General features: G+C 36.2%; 14 protein-coding genes. 5 read left to right on the top strand and 9 right to left on the bottom strand.

Translation table 11 applies throughout. The features are described 5' to 3' along the window. Window positions 1–65 precede the first annotated feature (65 nt). Window positions 66–1,298: an ROK family protein gene (locus tag AC07N0_RS01020; RefSeq protein ID WP_494587785.1), complete on the bottom strand. Its 1,233-nt coding sequence runs from the start codon at window positions 1,296–1,298 to the stop codon at window positions 66–68. Window positions 1,299–1,952: 654 nt separating this feature from the next. Here AC07N0_RS01020 and AC07N0_RS01015 point away from each other — a divergent pair. The 5 genes from AC07N0_RS01015 (at window position 1,953) to AC07N0_RS00995 (ending at window position 12,529) form a co-directional block, all read left to right on the top strand. Next, entirely contained in the window at window positions 1,953–5,033 is a 3,081-nt protein-coding gene (locus AC07N0_RS01015) for a SusC/RagA family TonB-linked outer membrane protein (RefSeq protein ID WP_492800372.1), read from the top strand. Between the two features lie 26 nt (window positions 5,034–5,059). Beyond that, window positions 5,060–6,640, top strand: coding sequence for a SusD/RagB family nutrient-binding outer membrane lipoprotein (locus AC07N0_RS01010; protein WP_494587784.1), 1,581 nt, complete (start codon window positions 5,060–5,062; stop codon window positions 6,638–6,640). A 206-nt stretch (window positions 6,641–6,846) separates the two neighbouring features. Beyond that, window positions 6,847–10,119: a VCBS repeat-containing protein gene (locus AC07N0_RS01005; RefSeq protein ID WP_494587783.1), complete on the top strand. Its 3,273-nt coding sequence runs from the start codon at window positions 6,847–6,849 to the stop codon at window positions 10,117–10,119. 39 nt (window positions 10,120–10,158) lie between these two features. Beyond that, complete coding sequence (locus AC07N0_RS01000) at window positions 10,159–11,490, top strand: vanadium-dependent haloperoxidase (RefSeq protein ID WP_494587782.1); 1,332 nt, start codon at window positions 10,159–10,161, stop codon at window positions 11,488–11,490. Window positions 11,491–12,043: 553 nt separating this feature from the next. After that, window positions 12,044–12,529 carry a hypothetical protein gene (locus AC07N0_RS00995; protein ID WP_492800367.1) on the top strand — a complete coding sequence of 162 codons (486 nt, stop codon included), beginning with the start codon at window positions 12,044–12,046 and terminating at the stop codon, window positions 12,527–12,529. 131 nt (window positions 12,530–12,660) lie between these two features. On the opposite strand, the gene AC07N0_RS00990 is transcribed toward AC07N0_RS00995, so the two are convergent. From AC07N0_RS00990 to AC07N0_RS00955, 8 genes are all read right to left on the bottom strand, one after another. Beyond that, the gene (locus AC07N0_RS00990; RefSeq protein ID WP_494587781.1) at window positions 12,661–14,124 is read right to left on the bottom strand and encodes an amidohydrolase; all 1,464 of its coding nucleotides are present in this window, start codon (window positions 14,122–14,124) and stop codon (window positions 12,661–12,663) included. Window positions 14,125–14,145: 21 nt separating this feature from the next. After that, entirely contained in the window at window positions 14,146–14,871 is a 726-nt protein-coding gene (locus tag AC07N0_RS00985; protein ID WP_494587780.1) for a nitroreductase family protein, read from the bottom strand. 104 nt (window positions 14,872–14,975) lie between these two features. Continuing rightward, window positions 14,976–15,599, bottom strand: a complete 624-nt coding sequence (gene gldD / locus AC07N0_RS00980) for a gliding motility lipoprotein GldD (RefSeq protein ID WP_494587779.1) — start codon at window positions 15,597–15,599, stop codon at window positions 14,976–14,978. 55 nt (window positions 15,600–15,654) lie between these two features. Further along, window positions 15,655–16,434: a TIGR00266 family protein gene (locus tag AC07N0_RS00975; RefSeq protein ID WP_492800363.1), complete on the bottom strand. Its 780-nt coding sequence runs from the start codon at window positions 16,432–16,434 to the stop codon at window positions 15,655–15,657. Between the two features lie 109 nt (window positions 16,435–16,543). Beyond that, window positions 16,544–17,332, bottom strand: a complete 789-nt coding sequence (locus tag AC07N0_RS00970; protein ID WP_494587778.1) for a lysophospholipid acyltransferase family protein — start codon at window positions 17,330–17,332, stop codon at window positions 16,544–16,546. 319 nt (window positions 17,333–17,651) lie between these two features. Continuing rightward, window positions 17,652–18,458 (bottom strand): LytR/AlgR family response regulator transcription factor, encoded by an 807-nt coding sequence (locus AC07N0_RS00965; RefSeq protein ID WP_492800361.1) that lies wholly within the window; start codon window positions 18,456–18,458, stop codon window positions 17,652–17,654. Window positions 18,459–18,674: 216 nt separating this feature from the next. Next, a complete protein-coding gene (locus AC07N0_RS00960) occupies window positions 18,675–19,718 on the bottom strand; it encodes a sensor histidine kinase (RefSeq protein ID WP_492800360.1) in 1,044 nt (347 codons plus the stop codon). A 275-nt stretch (window positions 19,719–19,993) separates the two neighbouring features. Then, entirely contained in the window at window positions 19,994–21,199 is a 1,206-nt protein-coding gene (locus AC07N0_RS00955) for a pyridoxal phosphate-dependent aminotransferase (protein ID WP_492800359.1), read from the bottom strand. Window positions 21,200–21,383: the final 184 nt, after the last annotated feature.

Genomic DNA, 21,383 nt, shown 5'->3' with positions numbered 1-21,383 from the left:
TTTTTTTATTATGATGAATCCTTACTATATATAATATAGTAAGCTATCTCAGCTTTATTAAAAGATTAGGAAACTAAGATGTGTTCAATTAAATAAACTTGCGTTCCTAACAAACGAGCCGATTCACCCAAAGACGATACTTCTATATTTAAATTACTCTTGAAATCGACCAAGCAGTATTTATTAATAGCTTGTTCTATTGGATTACTGATGAATCGCCCAGCTTTTGCTAGAATACCATTGATAACGATAGCTTCTGGATTAAATAAATGTACAGCGATAGATAAGCCCTTACCCATTTCCTTCCCAATATCATGTAGTAAATCAATAGCCAAGGCGTCGCCACCATTGGCCACTTCAATCACCAATTCAATATCAATATCAGCCAGGTTAGCTTTGGCAAGTCTGGAAACTTTTCCTTCTTTTAAACATTCTTTTACCCTCCGAATTAATGATGCCGCCGAGGTGAGGGTATCTAAACACCCAACTTTGCCACACGAACATAACTCGCCATTTTCCTTTACTTGGATATGTCCTAATTCGCCCGCAAAACCAGTTGAGCCTTGAAATACTTTTCCATTTAATACAATACCTAATCCGACTCCACCCCAATCCATGTTGACAGACAATACATTTTGCATTCCTTTTGATAATCCAAATTGGTTTTCGCCAATGATAGTCGCTTGGGTATCATTAATAAGGTAAAAAGGAATAGAAAAATTGTTTTTGAGCCATTCAACCAGCGATTGGTTTTCAGGATTTATTTTTCTGTAGGTATAATTATAGCCATTGTTTGGATTAATCAATCCGGGCATAGAAATGCCAATGCCAATGATTTCCTGTAACTGAATGTCAGATTTTAATAAGATGGTATCAATAGAAGTACAGATTCTATCTAAGATAGCTGGGTTGTCTTCTAAACAAAAATGAATGTCTTGTTCAAATACTACTTGATTTTGCAAATTGATAATGGCTGCTTTAGAACCATGAATAGCAATATCTAAGATAATAGTATAGCGTTGTTTAGGATTTAAGGTATAAAGAATAGGCTTTCTTCCAAACTGAGCTTCCGCAGGACCGATTTCAACAATCCAACGTTCAACCATCAATTCTTCGAGCAATGCCGTAACAGAGGGAACACTGGTATGAATCTCTTTAGTTAACTGAGCAATTGTTTTATTACCATTGAAGTATAAGTCTTGTAATATTTTACGTCTTAAGCTATTTTTTTTCTTATCTACGATGGACTCTTTATCAAATACTTCTATCTCAGAAGATTCTAGGGAAGGAAAAGACATGTTTGAATAAATGGAGTTTATGTGAAAAATAAGGTTATCAATCTTTGGCTTTTATATCTCGATAAATAGTCATATTAAAACGAATTATCTGATATAAAAGCGATAGTTAAATGGGTTTCATTACAAAAGAACAAAAAAATAATTTCCTCTACAACCGAGCTATCCTTTACCTAATTTATTTTTTAAATACTTTTTAATAATTTTTACTAATTGCCCAAATTCTAAATTTATCAGTTGGTGTAAAATAATCTTAAATTATGTAATATGTTTCCGATTAAAAGAAATTTTTACATTTTTTTTTACTTTTTTCAATTATTTTGGTTAGAACTTATAGTATTTTCTTATATTTATTCACTTTTTAGATTATGTGTCGAAAATCTATATTTTAAATAAATTTATTATGTATTAAATATATATAAATTTTATTTACAAATAAAGAGAATTGTGCTAATTTAAATTAAATAAATAGTATTTCTCAACAACAAAAGTGGGCTGGGCTGTGTGACTAAAACTAATCAATTGAGCAACAAATTAATTAATAAATAAAGTTATGTACTCCAAAACCCAATTCCCTCCTTAAAGTCATTATTACATTTTTTTGGTCTAGGCCAAGTTTATTAAAGAAGTCTATTTTTCACTGTAATCTTAAAAAAAATGAAAGCATGCAAAAGTAATTTTACTATGTTAATTACTGCATTACTACTCTTTTCAAGCTCACAGCTTTTTGCTCAGGCTATAAAAGGTAAAGTAACCGACAGTAGTCAATCACCATTGGTAGGTGTTAACGTCCTTATCAAAGGAACTGCCAAAGGAACAGTTACCGATGTTTTAGGTAACTATACGCTCAATGTACCAAAAGGTAGTACATTGATTTTTCGCTCGCTAGGATTCGCTACTAAGGAAGTAGAAGTTGGAGACCGCGCTGTTGTTGATGTTGTATTAGAAGCTACGGCTGAAAGTCTTGATGAGGTAGTGGTAACTGCCTTAGGTGTTCAGAAAGACAAGAAAGCGCTTGGCTATGCCGTAAGTGAGTTAAAAGGTAGCGAATTTACGCAAGCTCGTGAATTAAACCTTGGTAATGCCCTTTCTGGTAAAATTGCAGGGGTGAATGCTACGAGTACTGCTACTGGCCCTGGTGGATCTAGCCGTGTAATCATTCGTGGTAACGGTTCTTTGGGTGGTAACAACCAACCTTTGTATGTAATCAACGGTGTCCCTATGGACAACTCTAACGTAAACTCTGCTGGTATGTGGGGTGGTTTCGATACAGGTGACGGTTTGAACTCAATCAACCCAGATGATATCGAATCTGTTACAGTATTAAAAGGTGGTGCATCTGCTGCCCTATACGGTTTCCGTGCTGGTAGTGGTGTAATTTTGATTACTACTAAAAGTGGTAAAGGACAAAAAGGCTTAGGTGTTGATTTCAACTCTACTTATACTGCTGAAATGCCATTGAAGCTATCTGATTATCAATATCAATATGGTTCTGGTACGCGTGGTGCAAAACCAACAACTGCTGCCGAAGCTATTGATGCTGGTACAATGTCATGGGGTGCTAAGTTAGATGGCTCTTCTGTAATCCAAGCTGATGGTGTTGCTCGTCCATACGTAGCTCAAAAAGATAATATCAAAAACTTCTACAATGTAGGAAGTACATTCTCTAACACGCTTGCAGTATCGGGTGGTAGCCAGAATTTGAATTTCCGTTTCTCTATGTCAAATGCAGATTCAAAAAGTGTTGTTCCTAACTCTACTTTCGGACGTAAATCATTTAACTTGAGTACGAACGGAAAACTTTCTGATAAAATTGTATTTGAAAGTGTTGTGCAGTACAACGTTGAAAAAGGTGAAAACCGTTCATTCTTGTCTGATACTCCTAAAAACCCTAACGTAGCGGCTCAATTATTGGCTACAAGTATCGATATTCGTACTTTGGCTCCAGGTGTTGATAGCCGTGGTTATGAATCACTTTGGAATAGTAACGTGTATTCTCAAAACCCATATTTTGCTACTACTAAAGTAAAAAACACTGATGATCGTAACCGTTTCATGGGTTCATTTAACTTACGTTATAACTTCAACGATAATTTCTATGCAAAAGGTCGTTTAGGTACAGACTATAACCAATTGAAGTTCTGGCAAATAGAGCCTACTGGTCTTGCATATAGCACACTTGGTAGCATGAGCCAAAGCGAGCGTAAAATTATCGAAACTAACGCTGAGGTGATTTTAGGATTCCAAAAAGAAATCAGTAACCTATCGATTAACGCTTTTGTTGGTGGTAACAAGATGTTAAGAACGAATGAATCTACAGGTATTAGCGGTAGCCAGTTTAACGTTCCATTCAACTATTTCCCAAGTAACTTGATTTCAAGTAACTGGAACTATGAATATAAGAAACGTGCTGTAAACTCTGTATATGGTTCTGCTGACTTTGGTTACAAAAATATCTTGTTCTTAACATTGACAGGTCGTAACGACTGGTTCTCTACATTAGATCCTAAGAACAATAATATCTTCTATCCAGGTGTAAGTACAGGTTTTGTATTCTCTGACGCTTTAGCTGAACGTCCAAACTGGTTGACTTATGGTAAAGTACGTGCTTCTTGGGCTACTGTAGGTGGTGGATATCCTGAAGAATATGCATTGAACTTACCATATACTTTGCAGTCAAATCCATATTTCTCATATCCATTGATGAATATCGGTAGCAACACAATTCCAAACTCAACGTTAAAACCAAACTCTACTACTACATCTGAATTAGGGATTGAGTTGAAAACTTTGAACAATCGTTTAGGAATCGATTTAACATTATATAACCGTGTTACTACTAATGATGCTGTTAAAGCTTCTGTTTCTTCAGCAAGTGGTTACCAAGATGTATTGTTAAACGTAGGTCGCGTTGAAAACAAAGGTATTGAAGTATTATTAACTGGTAACCCAGTAAGAACAAGTTCATTCAAATGGGATGTTAGTTACAACTTAGCATACAATGACAATAAAGTAGTAACGATTGCTCCTGGTTTGAAAACACTTTCAATGGATGAGTCAAGAACTCGTAACGCTTATATCTATAACTTTGAAGGACAAGCATATGGTATGATTGCTGGTTACAAAGCTAAGAGAGACGCTGCTGGAAATATTGTTTATAACAAAGCTACTGGTTTGCCAATACAAGGAGAATTTACTCAAATAGCTAGAGGCGTACCTCCAGTAACAATGGGTTTAACTAACTCGTTTAGCTACAAAAACTTCAACATGAGTTTCTTGATTGATGCTAAATTTGGTGCTTCGTTATATTCAGCGACTAATGCTTTTGCTACTAGATATGGTTTGGCGCAAAGAACTGCTGAAAATGGTATCAGAGAAACTGGTGTAACAGTAAAAGGTGTTGATGAAAATGGTGAAGCGTTTACTAAAACGATTTCTGCACAAGATTACTTCACTGGTATCTCAACTACTATCACTGATGAGTTTGTTTATAATGCTAATTACGCAAAGTTGAGACAATTGACATTTGGTTATACTTTCCCTAAATCAGTATTGGGTAAATCACCAATTCAATCATTAAGTATCTCTTTTGTAGCTCGTAACTTGTTGATGTTGTTCAACAACGTGCCAAATGTTGACCCAGAATCTACTTACAACAACGGTAACGCTCAAGGTTTAGAAATGTTTGGTGTGCCAACTACACGTAGTTTCGGCTTAAACTTAATGGCTAAATTCTAGTTTTTTTACTCAAAACTTTTGAAATAATGATTAGATATATAAAACAAAAAAGAGGATTAATGCTAACAGGTATGCTAACGGCTGCCTCATTGTTAGTGTCATCATGCGATAGTGGTTTCGAAGAAATGAACAAGAACCCTAACGCGCTTACTGACCCAGTTTTAGAAAACTTGTTTACTTATAACATCGTTAAAACTGCTGGTACTGGATACGAAAACCACCGTGCCAATTTGATTTACTGTGGTGCAATGATTCAACATTTTGCTTCATTGACTACTTACTGGTCGGGTGATAAATATTTATCGAATGTTGAATACTATAGTGCTTATTTTGATACTGGTTACCAAAACCAAGTAAAAGAAATTGAGCAAATCGTAGCGTTAACAAAAGATAATACTGCGTTAAGTAACAAATATAACATTGCTAGAATCTGGAGAGCTTATATCTATAGTCGTATGACTGACCTTTACGGAGATATTCCTTACTCAGAAGCTGGTAAAGGTTATTTGAATAACGTGTATTCTCCAAAATATGACAAGCAAGCAGATATTTATGCAGACTTGTTGAAAGAATTGGAAGCGGCTGGTACTGCTTTAGATGCTTCAAAAGCAACTTATGGTACTGCTGACCCTGTATATGCTGGTGATGTTGCAAAATGGAAACGTTTTGCTAACTCATTGATGCTTCGTTTAGGTATGCGTTTGACTAAAGTTGATGCTGCTTCTGCTCAGACATGGGTGAAAAAAGCTATCGCTGGTGGTGTAATGCAAAGCAATGATGATCTTGCTAAGATTAATCACCAAAATACCAACGATAACAACCGTAACTTAGATGGTAATACCTTGAGAACACAAGAGTATGATGCAGCTAACTTGAAAGGTAAAGCGAATAGCAAATTGAGTAATACGTTTGTTTCTTTCTTGAAAAACAACAACGACCCTCGTTTGCCATACATTGCTACTTTGTGGCAAGGAAATGCTGATGCAACACAGTTGCCAACAAGCTCTCTTCCTGCTGTACAAAAAGGCTTACCAAATGGTTATGACAATACGACAATCAAAACGTTGATTCCTACTTGGGGCGACAATTCTTTGGCTGAATATTCTGAAGCAAACCTAAACTATATCGCTAGTCCAGCAGCTCCAACAGTATTCCAATCGTATGCAGAAGTTGAGTATCTATTAGCTGAAGCTGCAGTTCGTGGTTGGGGCGATGGCCAAGCGGCTACTCACTACAACAAAGGTGTTACGGCTGCTATGAAAATGTTTAGTTTATATGGTGCAACTATTTCTGATGCAGAAGTTACTACTTATTTGGTAGCTCACCCATATACTGCTACGACTACTGATGCTCAGATGCAACAAATCCATACGCAATATTGGGCTGTTAACTTCTTGAACTCTTATGAAGCGTATGCAAACTGGAGACGTACTGGATACCCTGTATTGACGCCGACTAACTATGTAGGTAACGAAACTGCTGGTGTTATTCCTCGCCGTTTAAAATACCCTCAGTCGGAAGCAAGTAAAAATGCTGCTCAGTACAATGCAGTAATTGCACAACAAGGAGCTGACTTGTTTACTACTCGTATGTGGTGGGATAAATAATAATAATATTCTTTTGAGCTTTAGGTTAACCAAACCTAAAGCTCTTGTGTACAACTTGTAATATTGAAACTATTGTCAAAATGCCTCTGTTTACGGAGGCATTTTGAGTGATAGAGAAGTTCTAAATTTTGTATCTTAATTATATTAAGTTATATTTTGATTTGTAATACTCCCTAACCAATAATTCATCACAAATTTAGAATCGTATGAAATTGACTTATGCATTGTTCCTACAAATGTTGTTTGGGTTAATTACAGTCTCTGTAAACGCCCAATTCAGGTTTGTGCCCTCCACGGAGTCTGGTGTAACTTTCGTGAATCAGTTGACAGAAACCGAAAAAAAGAATGTATTAGCTTATGAATACTTTTACAATGGTGGTGGCGTAGCGGTTGGCGACTTGAATAACGATGGATTACTCGATTTGTATTTTACAGGTAATATGGTGCAAGACCATCTCTACCAAAATTTGGGTAATTTGAAGTTTAAAAATGTTACTCAACAAGCAGGAATAAGTAAAGGTAATGGCTGGAAAACAGGTGTAACCCTAGTAGATATTAACCAAGATGGTTGGCTAGATATTTATGTATGTTATTCGGGAGATGGTGATGCAAATTCCCGACGCAATAAGCTGTATATCAATCAAAAAAACTTCATTTTTCAAGAAAAGGCCTCAGATTACGGCCTAGATTTACCCACCAATTCTACCCAAGCTGCATTTTTTGATTATGACAAAGACGGTGATTTAGATTGTTTTTTACTCAACCATAGTATCAAAGATTATAAACGCTTTGATGCCTCGGTGCTAAAATCTCAGCGTGATGAAACCGCTGGTGACCGTTTGCTCAAAAATGAAAACGGAAAGTTTGTAGATGTCAGTGTACAGGCTCATATCAAAGGCAATCCTTTAGGTTTTGGATTAGGTATCGCAATTGCTGATATTAATCTTGATGGTTGGCCTGATATTTATGTTTCAAACGATTATATAGAACAAGATTATCTGTACATCAATAATGGCGATGGTACTTTTACCGATAAATTGGAGGAGTCAGTTGGACATTTGAGCCAGTTTTCAATGGGTAATGAAGTGGCAGACATAAACAATGATGGTCTACCTGATATTTTTACCCTTGATATGCTCCCTGAAGATAACCGCAGACAAAAACTATTGTATGGTCCTGAGAATTATGAAAATTATAAAAGTATGATTCGCAATGGTTTTTATCATCAGATTATGCGGAATATGCTTCAACTCAATAATGGTGATGGTACATTCAGCGAAATTGCTCAGCTAAGTGGTATCTCGAATACAGACTGGAGTTGGTCGCCATTAGTAGCGGATTTTGATAATGATGGCTTTAAAGATTTGTTTGTTACCAATGGATACCTCCGTGATTATACCAACATGGATTTCATGAAGTTTTATGCAGACAAAGAACTCAAAGCCGCCCAAGGAAGTCCGACTGCCATGATGGATATTTTGAAAGAAATGCCTTCTACGGCTACTCAGAACTATATTTTTAGAAATAACGGAAGGTTACAGTTTGAAAATAAAACCAAAGATTGGCACTGCGATCAGCTTTTATTGTCGAACGGAGCAGTGTATGCAGATTTGGATAATGATGGAGACCTAGAAATTATTACCAATAACGTTAATAAAGAGGCGGCAATTTATCAAAATGAACAAACCTCACAGCATTACCTAAAAGTACAACTTGACGATATGGGTAAAAGTAGTACGTATGGTGCCAAAGTTTGGGTATATAATCAAGGAAAAATGCAATATCGTGAGCATTACCCAACCCGCGGATTTCAGTCGTGTATGTTAATGCCCTTGCATTTTGGTGTAGGAGAACATACTTTAATCGATAGCGTCAAGGTAGTTTTTGCTAATCAGCGTTCTCAGCTATTTAAATCAGTAAAGGCAAATCAAGTTTTAAACGTAAGTCCAGAGAAAAGTGTTAAAGACTTCCTTCCAAAAGCTACAGTCAGCTTATTTGTGGCAGTTAAAAAAGATACAATTCCCTACGGAAACGTGGAGGATGATTATAATGACTTCAAACGCCAGTTATTATTGCCCAATATGCTATCGTATATTGGCCCGAAAGTAGCCAAAGGAGATGTGAATGGTGATGGTTTAGAAGACATCTATATCGGAGGTTCAAAAGGACAATCGGGGGCTATTGTACTTCAACAAGCTGATGGTTCATGGATAGGGACTGAACAGGCAAGTATAGACTCAGATATTATGTGTACGGATACTGATGCTTTATTTTTTGATGCAGATAAAGACGGTGACCTTGATTTATATGTCGTAAGCGGAGGTTATGCTTATTTACCAGATGATTTATTACTGCAAGATAGGCTGTATCTCAATGATGGAAAAGGGTCTTTTAAAAAAGCAGAGGATAATCTAATTACTGGTGATGTGAATAGTGATGCCTGTGTAACTGCCCTAGATTTTGACCATGATGGAGACATAGACTTATTCATTGGTGGGAGAGGAGTACCCGGAGCATATCCACTTGCAATATCAAGCAGATTGCTCCAAAACGATGGAAAAGGTTTTTTTACAGATGTCACCAAAACACTAGCCCCAGCTTTTGAAAAGCTAGGGATGGTTACGACTGCTCAAAGCTTAGATATTAATAAAGATGGTTGGGATGACCTTATTATTGCTGGTGATTGGCAACCCATTACTGTCTGGATTAACAATAAAGGTACATTTATTCAAAATACTAATGCTATCGTAGGGAGTGAATTGAAAGGTTGGTGGAATACGATGGAATTAACCGATTTAGATAACGATGGAGATTTGGATGTGATTATAGGCAATTATGGCTTAAATAATCAGCTAAAACCTTCAGACAAAGAGCCTGTATCTTTAGTTTATGGCGATTTTGACCAAAATGAAGCCATTGACCCATTTCTTTGTTATTATGTTCAGGGAAAAGCCTATCCTTTAGTCAGTCGTGACGAAGCATTGAATCAAGTATTTGCCTTGCGTAGAAAATTTACAACCTATGCCGCTTACGCCAATGCCGAGCTAAAAGATATGCTAAATGCCGAGCAACTCAAACTAGCAGATACGTTAACAGCGAATACTTTTCAATCGGTTGTACTAGAAAACAAAGGAGATGGTATATTTAAGCCTATATACTTGCCTATTGAGGCACAATTTGCCCCCGTTTATGCCATTAGTTTGATAGATGCAAACAAAGATGGCTTGAAGGATTTGATACTAGCAGGGAACCAGTTTCATAGCCGTATCAAAATAGGGAAGATGGATGCTAACTATGGAATGCTTTTCTTAAATAAAGGTAACTGTCAATTTGAATATTTACCACAATCTCAAACAGGTTTGCAGGTGAAAGGAGAAGTGAGAGATATTGTAATTACGAAAAATAAAAAGGGACAACAGCTACATTTTTTTAGAAATAACGATACCATTTCGACTTATCAATTAAGGAATACTAATTAGGATAACTTATAACCTAACCACGAATAAAAAAATAGTAAAATGAAAAAACAGGGTTTTATCTATGTAATAATATGTTTGGGAATGTTATTACAAACTAGTTTATATGCTAAAGAAACGCCTTCTCTGACGGATACAAAGGCTTATGTAAAAGCTTTAAAGCAACTTACCGACGTCATGGTGAGCGATGTTACGGGCCCATGTGCAGCCGCACGTTATTATGCTTATGCCAACTTAGCACCCTATGAAATTTTATCACATAACGTTGCCAATACCAAATTAGTAAAGCTAAAAGGGAAGTTAAATGCTTACCCTAATTTTGATGATTTAAAATCTGCTGTACCCATTGCAGAAGATTTTGCGGCGATTTATTCGCTGTTAAGAATGGGCGAAGATTTGTTGCCGTCGGGATATACCTTAGAAAGTGCTCGTAAAGAATTGGTGAAAAATGTTCAACAATCTCGAAGATTAAGTCCACAAACCTTACAAGTCTCTATTGCTTATGCCGATTCTGTCGTAAAACGCTTAGTGAAATACGCAGCGAAGGACGGCTATGTAAAAACGAGTGGTTATTTAAGATATACGCCTATCAATAAAGAAGGTTATTGGCAACCAACACCACCTGCATATACAGAAGCTTACGAGCCACATTGGCGTACGCTCCGTCCTTTTGTGTTGGATAGTGCCGCTCAATTCAAGCCACATCCAGCTATTCCATACAGTAAAGATAAAAATAGTGCCTTTCATGGAATTGTAAAAGAAGTGTATGATGCTACGATACATCTTACCAAAGAACAGATTCATATTGCCAGTTTTTGGGATTGTAATCCTTTCTTCTTGAATCAAAAAGGGCATGTTAGTTTTGGTACCAAAAAAATATCTCCAGGCGGACACTGGATGGGTATTACTGGAATAGCTTGTTTACAGAAAAAAGTCAATCTAGCCGAAGCAGTACGTTGGCATGCGATGGTCGGTATTACGATGGCTGATGCCTTTATTTCATGTTGGGATGAAAAATATAGAAGTAACAGAATTAGACCTGAAACTGCCATCAATCAACAAATAGATCCTAATTGGAGAGGATTACTACAGACTCCGCCTTTCCCTGAATATACCAGCGGACATAGCGTAATTTCTTCGGCAGTGGCAACCCTTCTGACGCATTTAGTGGGAGATAATTTTGCCTATACGGATGTTGTAGAAGTAGAATTTGGTATTCCAAAACGTTCGTTTAAATCCTTCAAACAGGCTGCGGCGGAAGCGGCTATTTCTCGATTTTACGGAGGTATTCACTTCAAAGATTCTATAGAATATGGTGCACAACAAGGAGCTAATATTGGCAACTTTGTTATTAAAAAAGTGATTACTCAATAGATCATGGCTTAAAACGTATATCAAAACGGGTAATATTATTTGTAGAAGATTTGTCAACTTTTAAAAGTTGACAAATCTAAATCCAGATTACTAATAAAGAAAACTATTAAATATTTTCAACAACCTTCCCCAGTGAATCAAAAAGGTAATCTTTTTTGCTAGCCTCATCTTCACAATCAACCTTTTCTTTGCCTCATTTAACCTCAGCAGTCAGAAGATGTCTCTAATGACAGATAGTATATTTCATTTGTTTATTGTTTTAGATTGACGATGCAATAGTATAAAACAATGTTGTAGCAAATTTGGAGCAATCAGCAAATAATAATGATTTTTTTCCCCTTATAGACCTATCTCGTGGAGCTATTTACTCAAAAAAATGAAAAGATTGACGATTTATAATAGCTGGTATAATTTTTTAATAAATATGCTTACTACACTTACCAGCTTATCTGCCTGAATATGGTAATATTCACTACAAAAATTATAGGATTTTTTTGCGAATGATTAATAAAGATAGAGTCGTCATCCATTTTATAACATCAACACACATATCATGAAAATTACCAATGAAGAAATATTGAAAGGCTTGATTAATATCTTTAAAATTAATCGTCAACGTATAGAAGTGTATTGCAAACTGTCTGAGACAGTCTATACGCCAGAATTGCAACAGCATTTTAAAACACAAGTGGATGAATCGACCTCTTTACTGAATGAGTTGAATCCAATCTTATATCAATCGCTTGAAAATCCAGAAAATCCTGTTCTTTATGAAGATTCGGAAATAGACCAATCTGTGTTCTATTTTGGGATGGCACGTGCTTCAAATAATATAAGAACGGTAATGATTTCTTGCCAGTTCGGAGATGAGTTTTTGATTAAAACTTATCAAAGAGTTTTAGGCTTTTTAGAAGTAAATCATGTATCAGCTTTAAATGATGTGTTGTCTGATCATTTGAAAAGCATCGGACATACCGACTTTAATATGGAGAATATGTTTTCATGTAATCTGACGATGAAGTATTTTAAATTGCAGTAGGTGTTATTATAAAAAAATATTTAATACTATTGACCTAACTTCTTTTGCTATAAACATTTAATCCCTTTGGGATTTGAAACTACAAAACCGTTAAGATTTAAATGTTTATAGCAAAAAAACAATCCTCTAACCTATTTACGATAATCCAACGCAGGTTTTCTATCTCCCAATAAAGCTTCGTATTTAAAATTAGCGCCTCTTTTTTGTTCCCACTCAGCTTTTGCTTTGTCGATTAATGTTTGGTCTTTCAAAAGATCTATGGCTGTACAAGCAATGGTTTTAGCCGCCACTATCATTCCTTTTTGCCCAATACCCATACCACTCGCCGCGGTTGACTGCCAGCTATGTGCCGATGAACCTGGAACCCAAGTAGCAGTTTGCAGACCTACGGTCGGGACTGTCCAGCTAACATCGCCTACATCTGTAGAGCCTCCGCTTGTCGCACTTTCAGCACCATCACGAAAATCCTTTACTTGTGCCGCATTTTCGATAGGTTGTTTTTGTTCGCCAAGGGTTTCGCTGAGTGATAAGGCAAACTTCTTTTCTTCGTCATTGTAAATTACGCCTCCTACTTTAGCTAAGTTAGCATGCATTACATTGGCCAAAGTAATGTTTGGTAATAAGTTAAACACGCCTCCTAATACTTCCCATTCTACTTTAGTTCCAGTTCCCAAAGCAGCACCTTGTGCGGCATTTTCAATGCGTTTCCAAACGCTTTTTAATATTTCACGGTCTTTATGACGAGCATAATAATATACTTCTGCATAGGCAGGTACTACGTTTGGTGCATCGCCACCTTTTGTGATAACATAATGAATACGAGTATCCTGAGGAATATGCTCACGCATCATATTTACCATCATGTCCATGGCTTCTACACCGTCCAAAGCAGAGCGTCCGCGTTCAGGTGAAGCCGCCGCATGTGAGGCAATTCCTTTGAAACGAAATTTAGCATTTTTGTTGGCTAAAGAAGTACCTGCATCGGCTGAGTTTACTGCACCTGGATGCCAATGTAATACTACATCCACATCGTTGAAGAAACCTTCACGCACCATATATACTTTCCCAGAACCTCCTTCTTCAGCAGGACAGCCGTAAATTTTGATGGTTCCTTTCTGGCCTGATTTTACTAGATAGTTTTTTACCTCAACCGCCGCTGCTACAGAAGCGGTTCCAAATAAGTTATGTCCACAACCGTGTCCACCTTTTTGGTTAGGAATAGGACTTACTTCTGGAACTGCCTGTTGTGCTAAGCCTGGTAGGGCATCATATTCACCCAAAATACCAATAACGGGCTTGCCTTCTCCAAAAGTGGCTACAAAAGCCGTAGGAATGCCTGCAATGCCAGCTTGTACGGTAAAGCCTTCTTTCTTGAGTTGTTCTTGCAAAAGCAAAGAGCTTTTTTCTTCCATATAGCCCAATTCTGCAAAATTCCAGATTTGCTTGGATATACCAGCGTATTCATCAAAGCGTTTATCGATGTTGCTGATTACCGTTTGTTTATCGGCATCAGTAGCAACTGGGGCTGGTTTTTTCTTTTGGGCATTCCCCAAAAACGACATTAGCGTAAGGGCTAGTAATAATGGTTTTTTCATAAAGTGATGATAGTTTGTTAATTATACTGCAAAAATTACATCTTCGTTAGGCACTCTTATCCTGTCTGAATAAATACCTTCTGGTTTGCCGACACCACAAGCAATTATCATATTGATTTCAGCAGCAGAAGGGAGTTTCAAGATTTTCTTGACTAAATCGCTATCAAAACCTTCCATAGGGCAAGTATCATAGCCATCTGCCGCCATGCTCAGCATAAAAGTTTGGGCTGCTAACGCACATGATTTATGACACATCACGCGCTGGTCGCCATGATTGCGAATACGCAAAAAGGGTTTATTAAAACCCATAAAAAAAACGATGACGCTACGTATAAGCGTATTGATACCAAAAAAATCGTTGCGATATACCAAGGGCATCAATTTTTGATAATAAGCCAAAGCTCGCTCATCTTTCTTGGTTAATGTTTTGCCCTCAAATTGTTTATGGAGATTGGCTAAATTCCATTGTACTCTCTCTTTCCATTTATCTTGGCGAGTAACAAAAACTACTAATTGATTGGCTGTTTTTGCCGCCGATTGCCCCATACAAGCTTTGTTAAGGGCTTCATGTACACTTTGTGTTTTTACTTGATAAAATTCCCAAAGTTGCATATTGCTACTATTGGCAGAAAGTACGGCGAGCGATAAGGCTTTAGAAACTACTGAATCATCGAAAGGAGCATTGTTATCAAAAACTCTTACAGAGCGACGTCTCTCAACAATACTTTTAAAAAGGGAGTCAGACATATATGGGAATTAGGATAATTTGTAAGTGTAATTTACTCGAAAATCCTTAAAATAAAAAGCTAGTCCTTTGGAGACTAGCTTTTGAGATTGATATATGCATGATATTATTTTTTCCACTGCAAGGTATTTACCAGCCGAATTACATCCTTTTTTAGGTATTCAATAACTGGTTCCAGAGAGTCACTTTTGAGGGCTGTATTAAAATACAATGCCCCACGTAAATAGTGTTGGGTAGAATCTGTGGTATAAAATTGCAGGTAAGTAGGTACTTCTCCTTCAAGCTGTATCAACATTGCTTTTTGTTTTGCTCCCGTCGTTAATACAAAATTTTGAATAGACGAAGCTTTTTGATTATGTTTCGCCGCTAATTTGTAGGCATCATCAATGAGCTTCGATAATTTATTGGGGTCATTATTAAGGTCCTTATAGGTTAACTGAATCACTGCTTTATAGGCTGGATAATAAATGTATATCCAATGAGGCTCTGCCCATGCAACAGTATCCGGCTTTATAATGGCTTGGCTAGAATACTGAAAAGTATAAGGATGATTTTCAAGCAACTGAACATACTTCGTAGGGGGTAAGTCAATACGGTTAAACCCTTTTGGCTTAGGTACATAATCGTTATTGTCTTGCGTTTTCCTACAACTGCTTAGGCTCAAAATAAGAAAAGTGCAAGCCAATAGACTTGCACTACTATAAAAAAGAAATCTTTTTTTAATCATCATAAATAGTATCAATCAAAACTATCAACAAAAATAAGCCGATAATTTAGTTAATAGATTAATCGCCAAATATATTTCCTAAACCACCTATCACCGAGCCACTTTCTTTATTAGTATTTCCTCCGTATGGTGATAAAGTACGGATTAATTTTGATAATGGCATCGACTGAATCCAAACGCGACCAGTGCCACGAACAGTAGCCAAGAAGATACCTTCTCCTCCAAAAACCATCGATTTTAAGTTCCCAGCCTTCTGAATATCATAACTTAGTGTCTGTTCAAATGCAACAATACAACCAGTATCTATTCTTAGGGTTTCGTTATTTAATCTTTTTTCAATAATTGTTCCACCTGCATGCACAAAAGCTAAACCATCACCTTGTAATTTCTCTAAAATAAATCCTTCTCCACCAAACAAACCTGCTCCAATTTTCTGATTGAAAGTGATTGAAATTTGTGTCCCTAAAGCTGCACACAAAAAGCTATCTTTTTGGGCAATTAAGGTATTTCCAGGGAGTGTCGAGAGGTCAATCGGTATAATTGTTCCAGGGTGCGGTGCCGCAAAAGCTACTTTGCGTTTCCCATAACCACGGTTGGTAAAGTGCGTCATAAACAAAGATTCACCTGTTAACAAACGTGAACCAGCTTGAAATAATTTACCTATTATCGAATTATCAGCACTAGAACCATCACCCATTTTTGTTTCAAAAACGATGCCTTCTTCCATATAACACATCGTTCCAGCTTCTGCAATAACGGTTTCGTTAGGGTCTAGTTCTACTTCTACCAATTGGATGTCTTCTCCTATAATTTTGTAATCTATTTCGTGAGATCTCATGACTTTACCTTTTAGATTTTGATTGTTTATTTTGATTCAAAGTAAATTCTATCGTGTCAAATGATATTATTATTTTGGATAATAGGCAAAACAAACTTTTGATTGGATTTTATGGCATACTTTCTTGAAAATTGTCTTGCTTGTGATACGTCATGTTCAACGTTCCCTGAACAACATCAATAAACTGTTTTTTCAAAGACTCAATATCATTAGTAGTCATTCCTATTGTTTCAATGGGCTGATGAACAATTACTTTAATAGGCTTGGGAGATAATAAATACTCACCATCTTTTAACACATGAAAATTATTAAGAAAAGTAATGGGTACTACTGGCACTTGCTGGCTAATAGCCATTAGAAAACCTCCGTCTTTAAGAGGAGTATGCATTTGAGGAGGATGCTTGGTTTTAATACCACCTTCGGGAAATATAATGACACTTCTCCCATTTTTTAATGCCCTAAGCGAGCGTGTTAGCGAAGTTGCACGACTTTTTTTGTCGTTTCTATCTACTTGAATATGGAGTTTCCTAAACATATAGCCAAACAGTGGTACTTTCTTGAGTGCTGCCTTGCCAACAAATGCATAATAGTTTTGAATAACCATGCCCATAACGGCAATATCTATATAAGAAAAATGGTTAGCACAAAAAACATACGTTTTGTTTACATCAATAGGGGTTTCAAATTTAATATGGATGGGTACGCCTATTATAGGGAAATATATTTTACCCCATAATCGGTTTAGATAGTGTGCTTTGGGTTTCCATGCTTCTTTCTGTAGGAAAAGCCAGAAAAAAGGAAAAAGTATAAGGAATAAAGAAACGAACCAGAAAACAGCCCAAACGGTATATAAAATTTTCAGTATACGCATAATAGCAAAGATAATAAAATCTGCCATTCAGTTGCTTTCCAAAGTAGAAATGATTGATAATAAAAAAGGTTCAATAGCCGCCACCATTAAACCTTTTTCAGAGTAATTTTTGAATTACTTTAAGTAAATGTACTTAACTTGAGGTAACAAAAGCAAGAGAAAGTACACTTTCGCAGAAATAGAATGATGAGGTCAGTTTTAAGGGTTGGGCGAGTGAAAAAATGCTTTAAAATGAGAAATTTCAGGGTAAGAATTAAAAAAAACCGTTCAAGTGCAGAACAGAAAAGGTTCTCAAAATTTATATTTTGAGAACCTCCTAAAATTATAAGCTATAAATACGGATGTACTAAATACCCATCATGTCTTTAAACGCAACAGAGTTTCTTGTTGAAATCTCCAATTCTATTCCATTGTTTAGTACTACTTTCATGCCGCCTTTGTAGTAAGAATCTATCTCAGCAATGTATTCAGTATTGATAATTTGCTGGCGATTAGCTCTGAAAAATGTGTTCGGGTCTAAACGCTCCTGAATTTTGTTCAGCGAACGGTGAATCATCGGTCGGTTATTCCCAAAATGAAAACGACAATAGTTCCCCACAGATTCAATCATGTATATTTCAGTAAGACGTACAAAGTAACATTTGTCTCCATCTTTCAAGAATATTCTTTTATCAGGTGGAAGTCGCCCCTCAGATACCGCTTCAGAGATTCGTGTTTGTTGAATTTCAGCACGGATTTTTTCTATCGTTCTCGCAAGTCTTTCGGCTTTCATGGGCTTCAATAGGTAGTCCATTGCCTCCGATTCAAAAGCTTGAATAGCATATTGGTTGTATGCTGTTACGAATACAATTTTAGGAATGAACTCAAGCTCATCCAATAAATCGAATCCGTTTTTTTCAGGCATTTCAATATCCAAAAAAATTAAATCAGGTTGTAGTCTATGGATTTTTTCAATAGCATCGTCCACATTTTCAGCTTCATCAATTATTTGAATATCCTGATAATCTTGTAATAAATACTTTAATTCTTGGCGAGCTAACCTCTCGTCATCCACCAAGATAGTCTTAATTTTCTTACTCATTGGCTTAATATTGGACAAGTCTTGATTTTGGCGGTCAACAGCTCTTGGAGAGTAAGGTTTTCTATTAGCCATCTCGCTTAACTGATTTGCAATAATTAATATAGGTCATCACCTGTGAGCCTTTCAGGGGTAGTTCTAGTACTTACCTAGTATTTTCCGCTAATATAGCAAATTACATTTCATTTTCAAGGAATATGAACGTGTTAATTAGCAATTTTCTCGTTAATTTTTTTTGATTAACGTTGAAATATAGTTTTTTGGGATAGAAAAAACAACTTTATAAAAAAACTATATCTTAAATGGAATGCTTACCTGAGCTGTTACAATATTATTTTCACATTCAATAGTAAGCGCATCTTTTAGTCCATAATTGATAAGAAGTCTTTTATTGAGGTTTTCAAGTCCAATTCCTTTTCTTGTCTTATGTTCAGAGTTATCCGCCAAAATTGTGCCAGTATTTTGAATGCCAAATATTAGTATATTATTTTTTTTGTGAGCAAACACCGTAATATTCCCTCCGTTTTTATGTTTGCTAATTCCATGCTTTACTGCATTTTCGGCTAATAATTGTAAGGACATCGGTGGAACCCTAGCCAATAATACAGTTTTACTAATATCTGTTTTATAATTCAGCCGCTCGTCAAAACGCATTTTTTCAAGGTCTAGGTAGTTTTTAACCAGCAAGAGTTCTTCGTTAAAGGTAATATCTTTTAAATCGTAAAACGACAGAGAAACCCTTAATAAATCAGAAAGCTTCATCGTAGCATCTCGGGCTAGTTTAGGTTCCGTTAAGGTAAGGGCCTGAATGCTGTTGAGAGAATTGAATAAAAAGTGTGGGTTTAGCTGACTTCTCAAACTGACTAACTCTATTTCTTTTACATGCATTTCTGCCTCCAGTTTGGCTTTTTCTTCATTGATAGAGCGTTTTGCAAACTTAATTCCATGATAAAAAATAAACCAAGGCATGATTAATCTGAATGTTTTAACAAAATGAAAAACATGTCCTAAAAAGTCTGTATCGCTATTTGTTGAATAAGGAATGGTGATATTCCAAAAGAATAAGTTGACGCTATAAACTATTATTGAAATAAGAAAATTAGTCGCAATAGGAAATACGATAAACTTATGCCAATTTAATAATTCTATTTGTTTGTTATTGACAGCCAAATAATAAAGATGCGTACCAATGATAAAAATACATAAGTTGGTAAGGCCAGAAATAATGGCGGTATTGATGTTTGCTTTATAATAGATATACTCACTTGTTGTATAAACAATATATAGACTCCAACAAGTCAGTTGAATTGTCCAATATATTTTTTTCTTTCCCATACTACTTTACATTAATGGTTAGGCATTACGTCACAAATTAATCAAAACAAATTTCATTAAATTGATATTTAATATAAATTTTCCATAAGTGTAAGATATTGTTTATAAAAGTATCAATTACAAATTTTAATAGGGAGATTAGGTATAATTTTAGTAGAAGAAAATAAGCCTCAGGGCTTAAAGAAGGGTTATAAATAGGTAATTTACTAGATTAAACAAAAGTCCACATGGTAAATACCTTGTGGACTTTTGTTTTCAGATATGCTGAAAAGTTATTATTTTAATTTAGCTACCGAAGTTTTAATTCTTTCGCAAGCTTCAATTAATTGCTCGTCAGCAGCCGCTGTTGAAATACGAACGCAGTCTGGAGCACCAAAGCTAGTTCCAGCTACAGTAGCTACAAAAGCATCTGCTAATATCCACATTGAGAAATCATCAGAATCTTTAATCGTAGTTGTACCGTCTGATTTTCCGAAGTAATAACTTACATCTGGGAAAGCATAGAATGCACCATCAGGCATATTTACTTTGAAACCTTCAATTTCACGTAAAAGACCTACTACTAAATCACGACGACGAAGATAAGCCTCCTTCATTTTGTAAGCCTCCTCTAAAGTACCATTGAAAGCTACCGTAGCGGCTTTCTGAGCGATAGAATTTGTGCCAGAAGTAACTTGTCCTTGTAGTTTTTCAACACCATCAGCAATCCATTTCGCCGCAGCGATAAAACCAATTCTCCAACCCGTCATGGCATGACCTTTAGCAACACCATTTACAGTAATAACTTGGTCTTTAATTTCAGGGATTGAACCGATAGAAAAATGTCCAGCTTCTGTAAAGTTGATGTATTCATAAATCTCATCAGCCATCACAAAAATATTTGGATGTTTTGCTACGATTGCACCGATAGCTCTTAATTCAGCTTCAGTATAAACAGAACCCGTTGGGTTGTTTGGCGAAGCAAACATCACCAATTTCGTTTTTGGTGTGATAGCCGCTTCAAATTGTTCAGGTGTTACTTTGAAGTTATTATCAAAAGCACCATTTATTACCACAGAAGTACCTTCTGCTAATTTTACCATTTCAGAGTAAGAAACCCAGTATGGTGCAAAAATAATTACTTCCTCACCAGGGTTAACCAACGTAGAAATTACGTTTGCTAAAGAGTGTTTCGCTCCTGTAGAAACTACAATATTTTCAGGGTTCCACTCAATATTATTATCACGCTTGAGCTTATCAGCAATCGCTTTGCGAAGGTCAGGATAACCAGCTACAGGCGAATAGCCATGGAAACCATCATCAATGGCTTTTTTGGCGGCATCGCAAATGTGCTTTGGGGTTTTGAAATCTGGTTCGCCTACTGAAAGGCTGATAACTTTGTGTCCCTGAGCAGCAAGTTCACGGGCTTTTTTTGTCATCCCGAGCGTTGCTGACTCCTCCAGTGCATTAATGCGGTCTGCGAGCGATACTATTGAACTCATTTTTTGCTAGAATTTATTTATGGAAATCAGAAAGCCTTTATGGAAGAACTTTCATTACTAAAAAATTAAATCCCACAAAGTTAGAAGAGTATTATGGGATGCGAAAGAAAAAAAGGAATTTATTGAGCATTTCTGCTGGTATTTTGTAAATAGTGAATGAAAATCTTGCATTTTTCCCTTGTTT

This window comes from Arcicella sp. GW821-FHT09D11 (assembly GCF_059416265.1).
The sequence above is the reverse complement of the archived record's forward strand: the minus strand, read 5'-3'. Positions and strand labels throughout refer to the sequence as shown.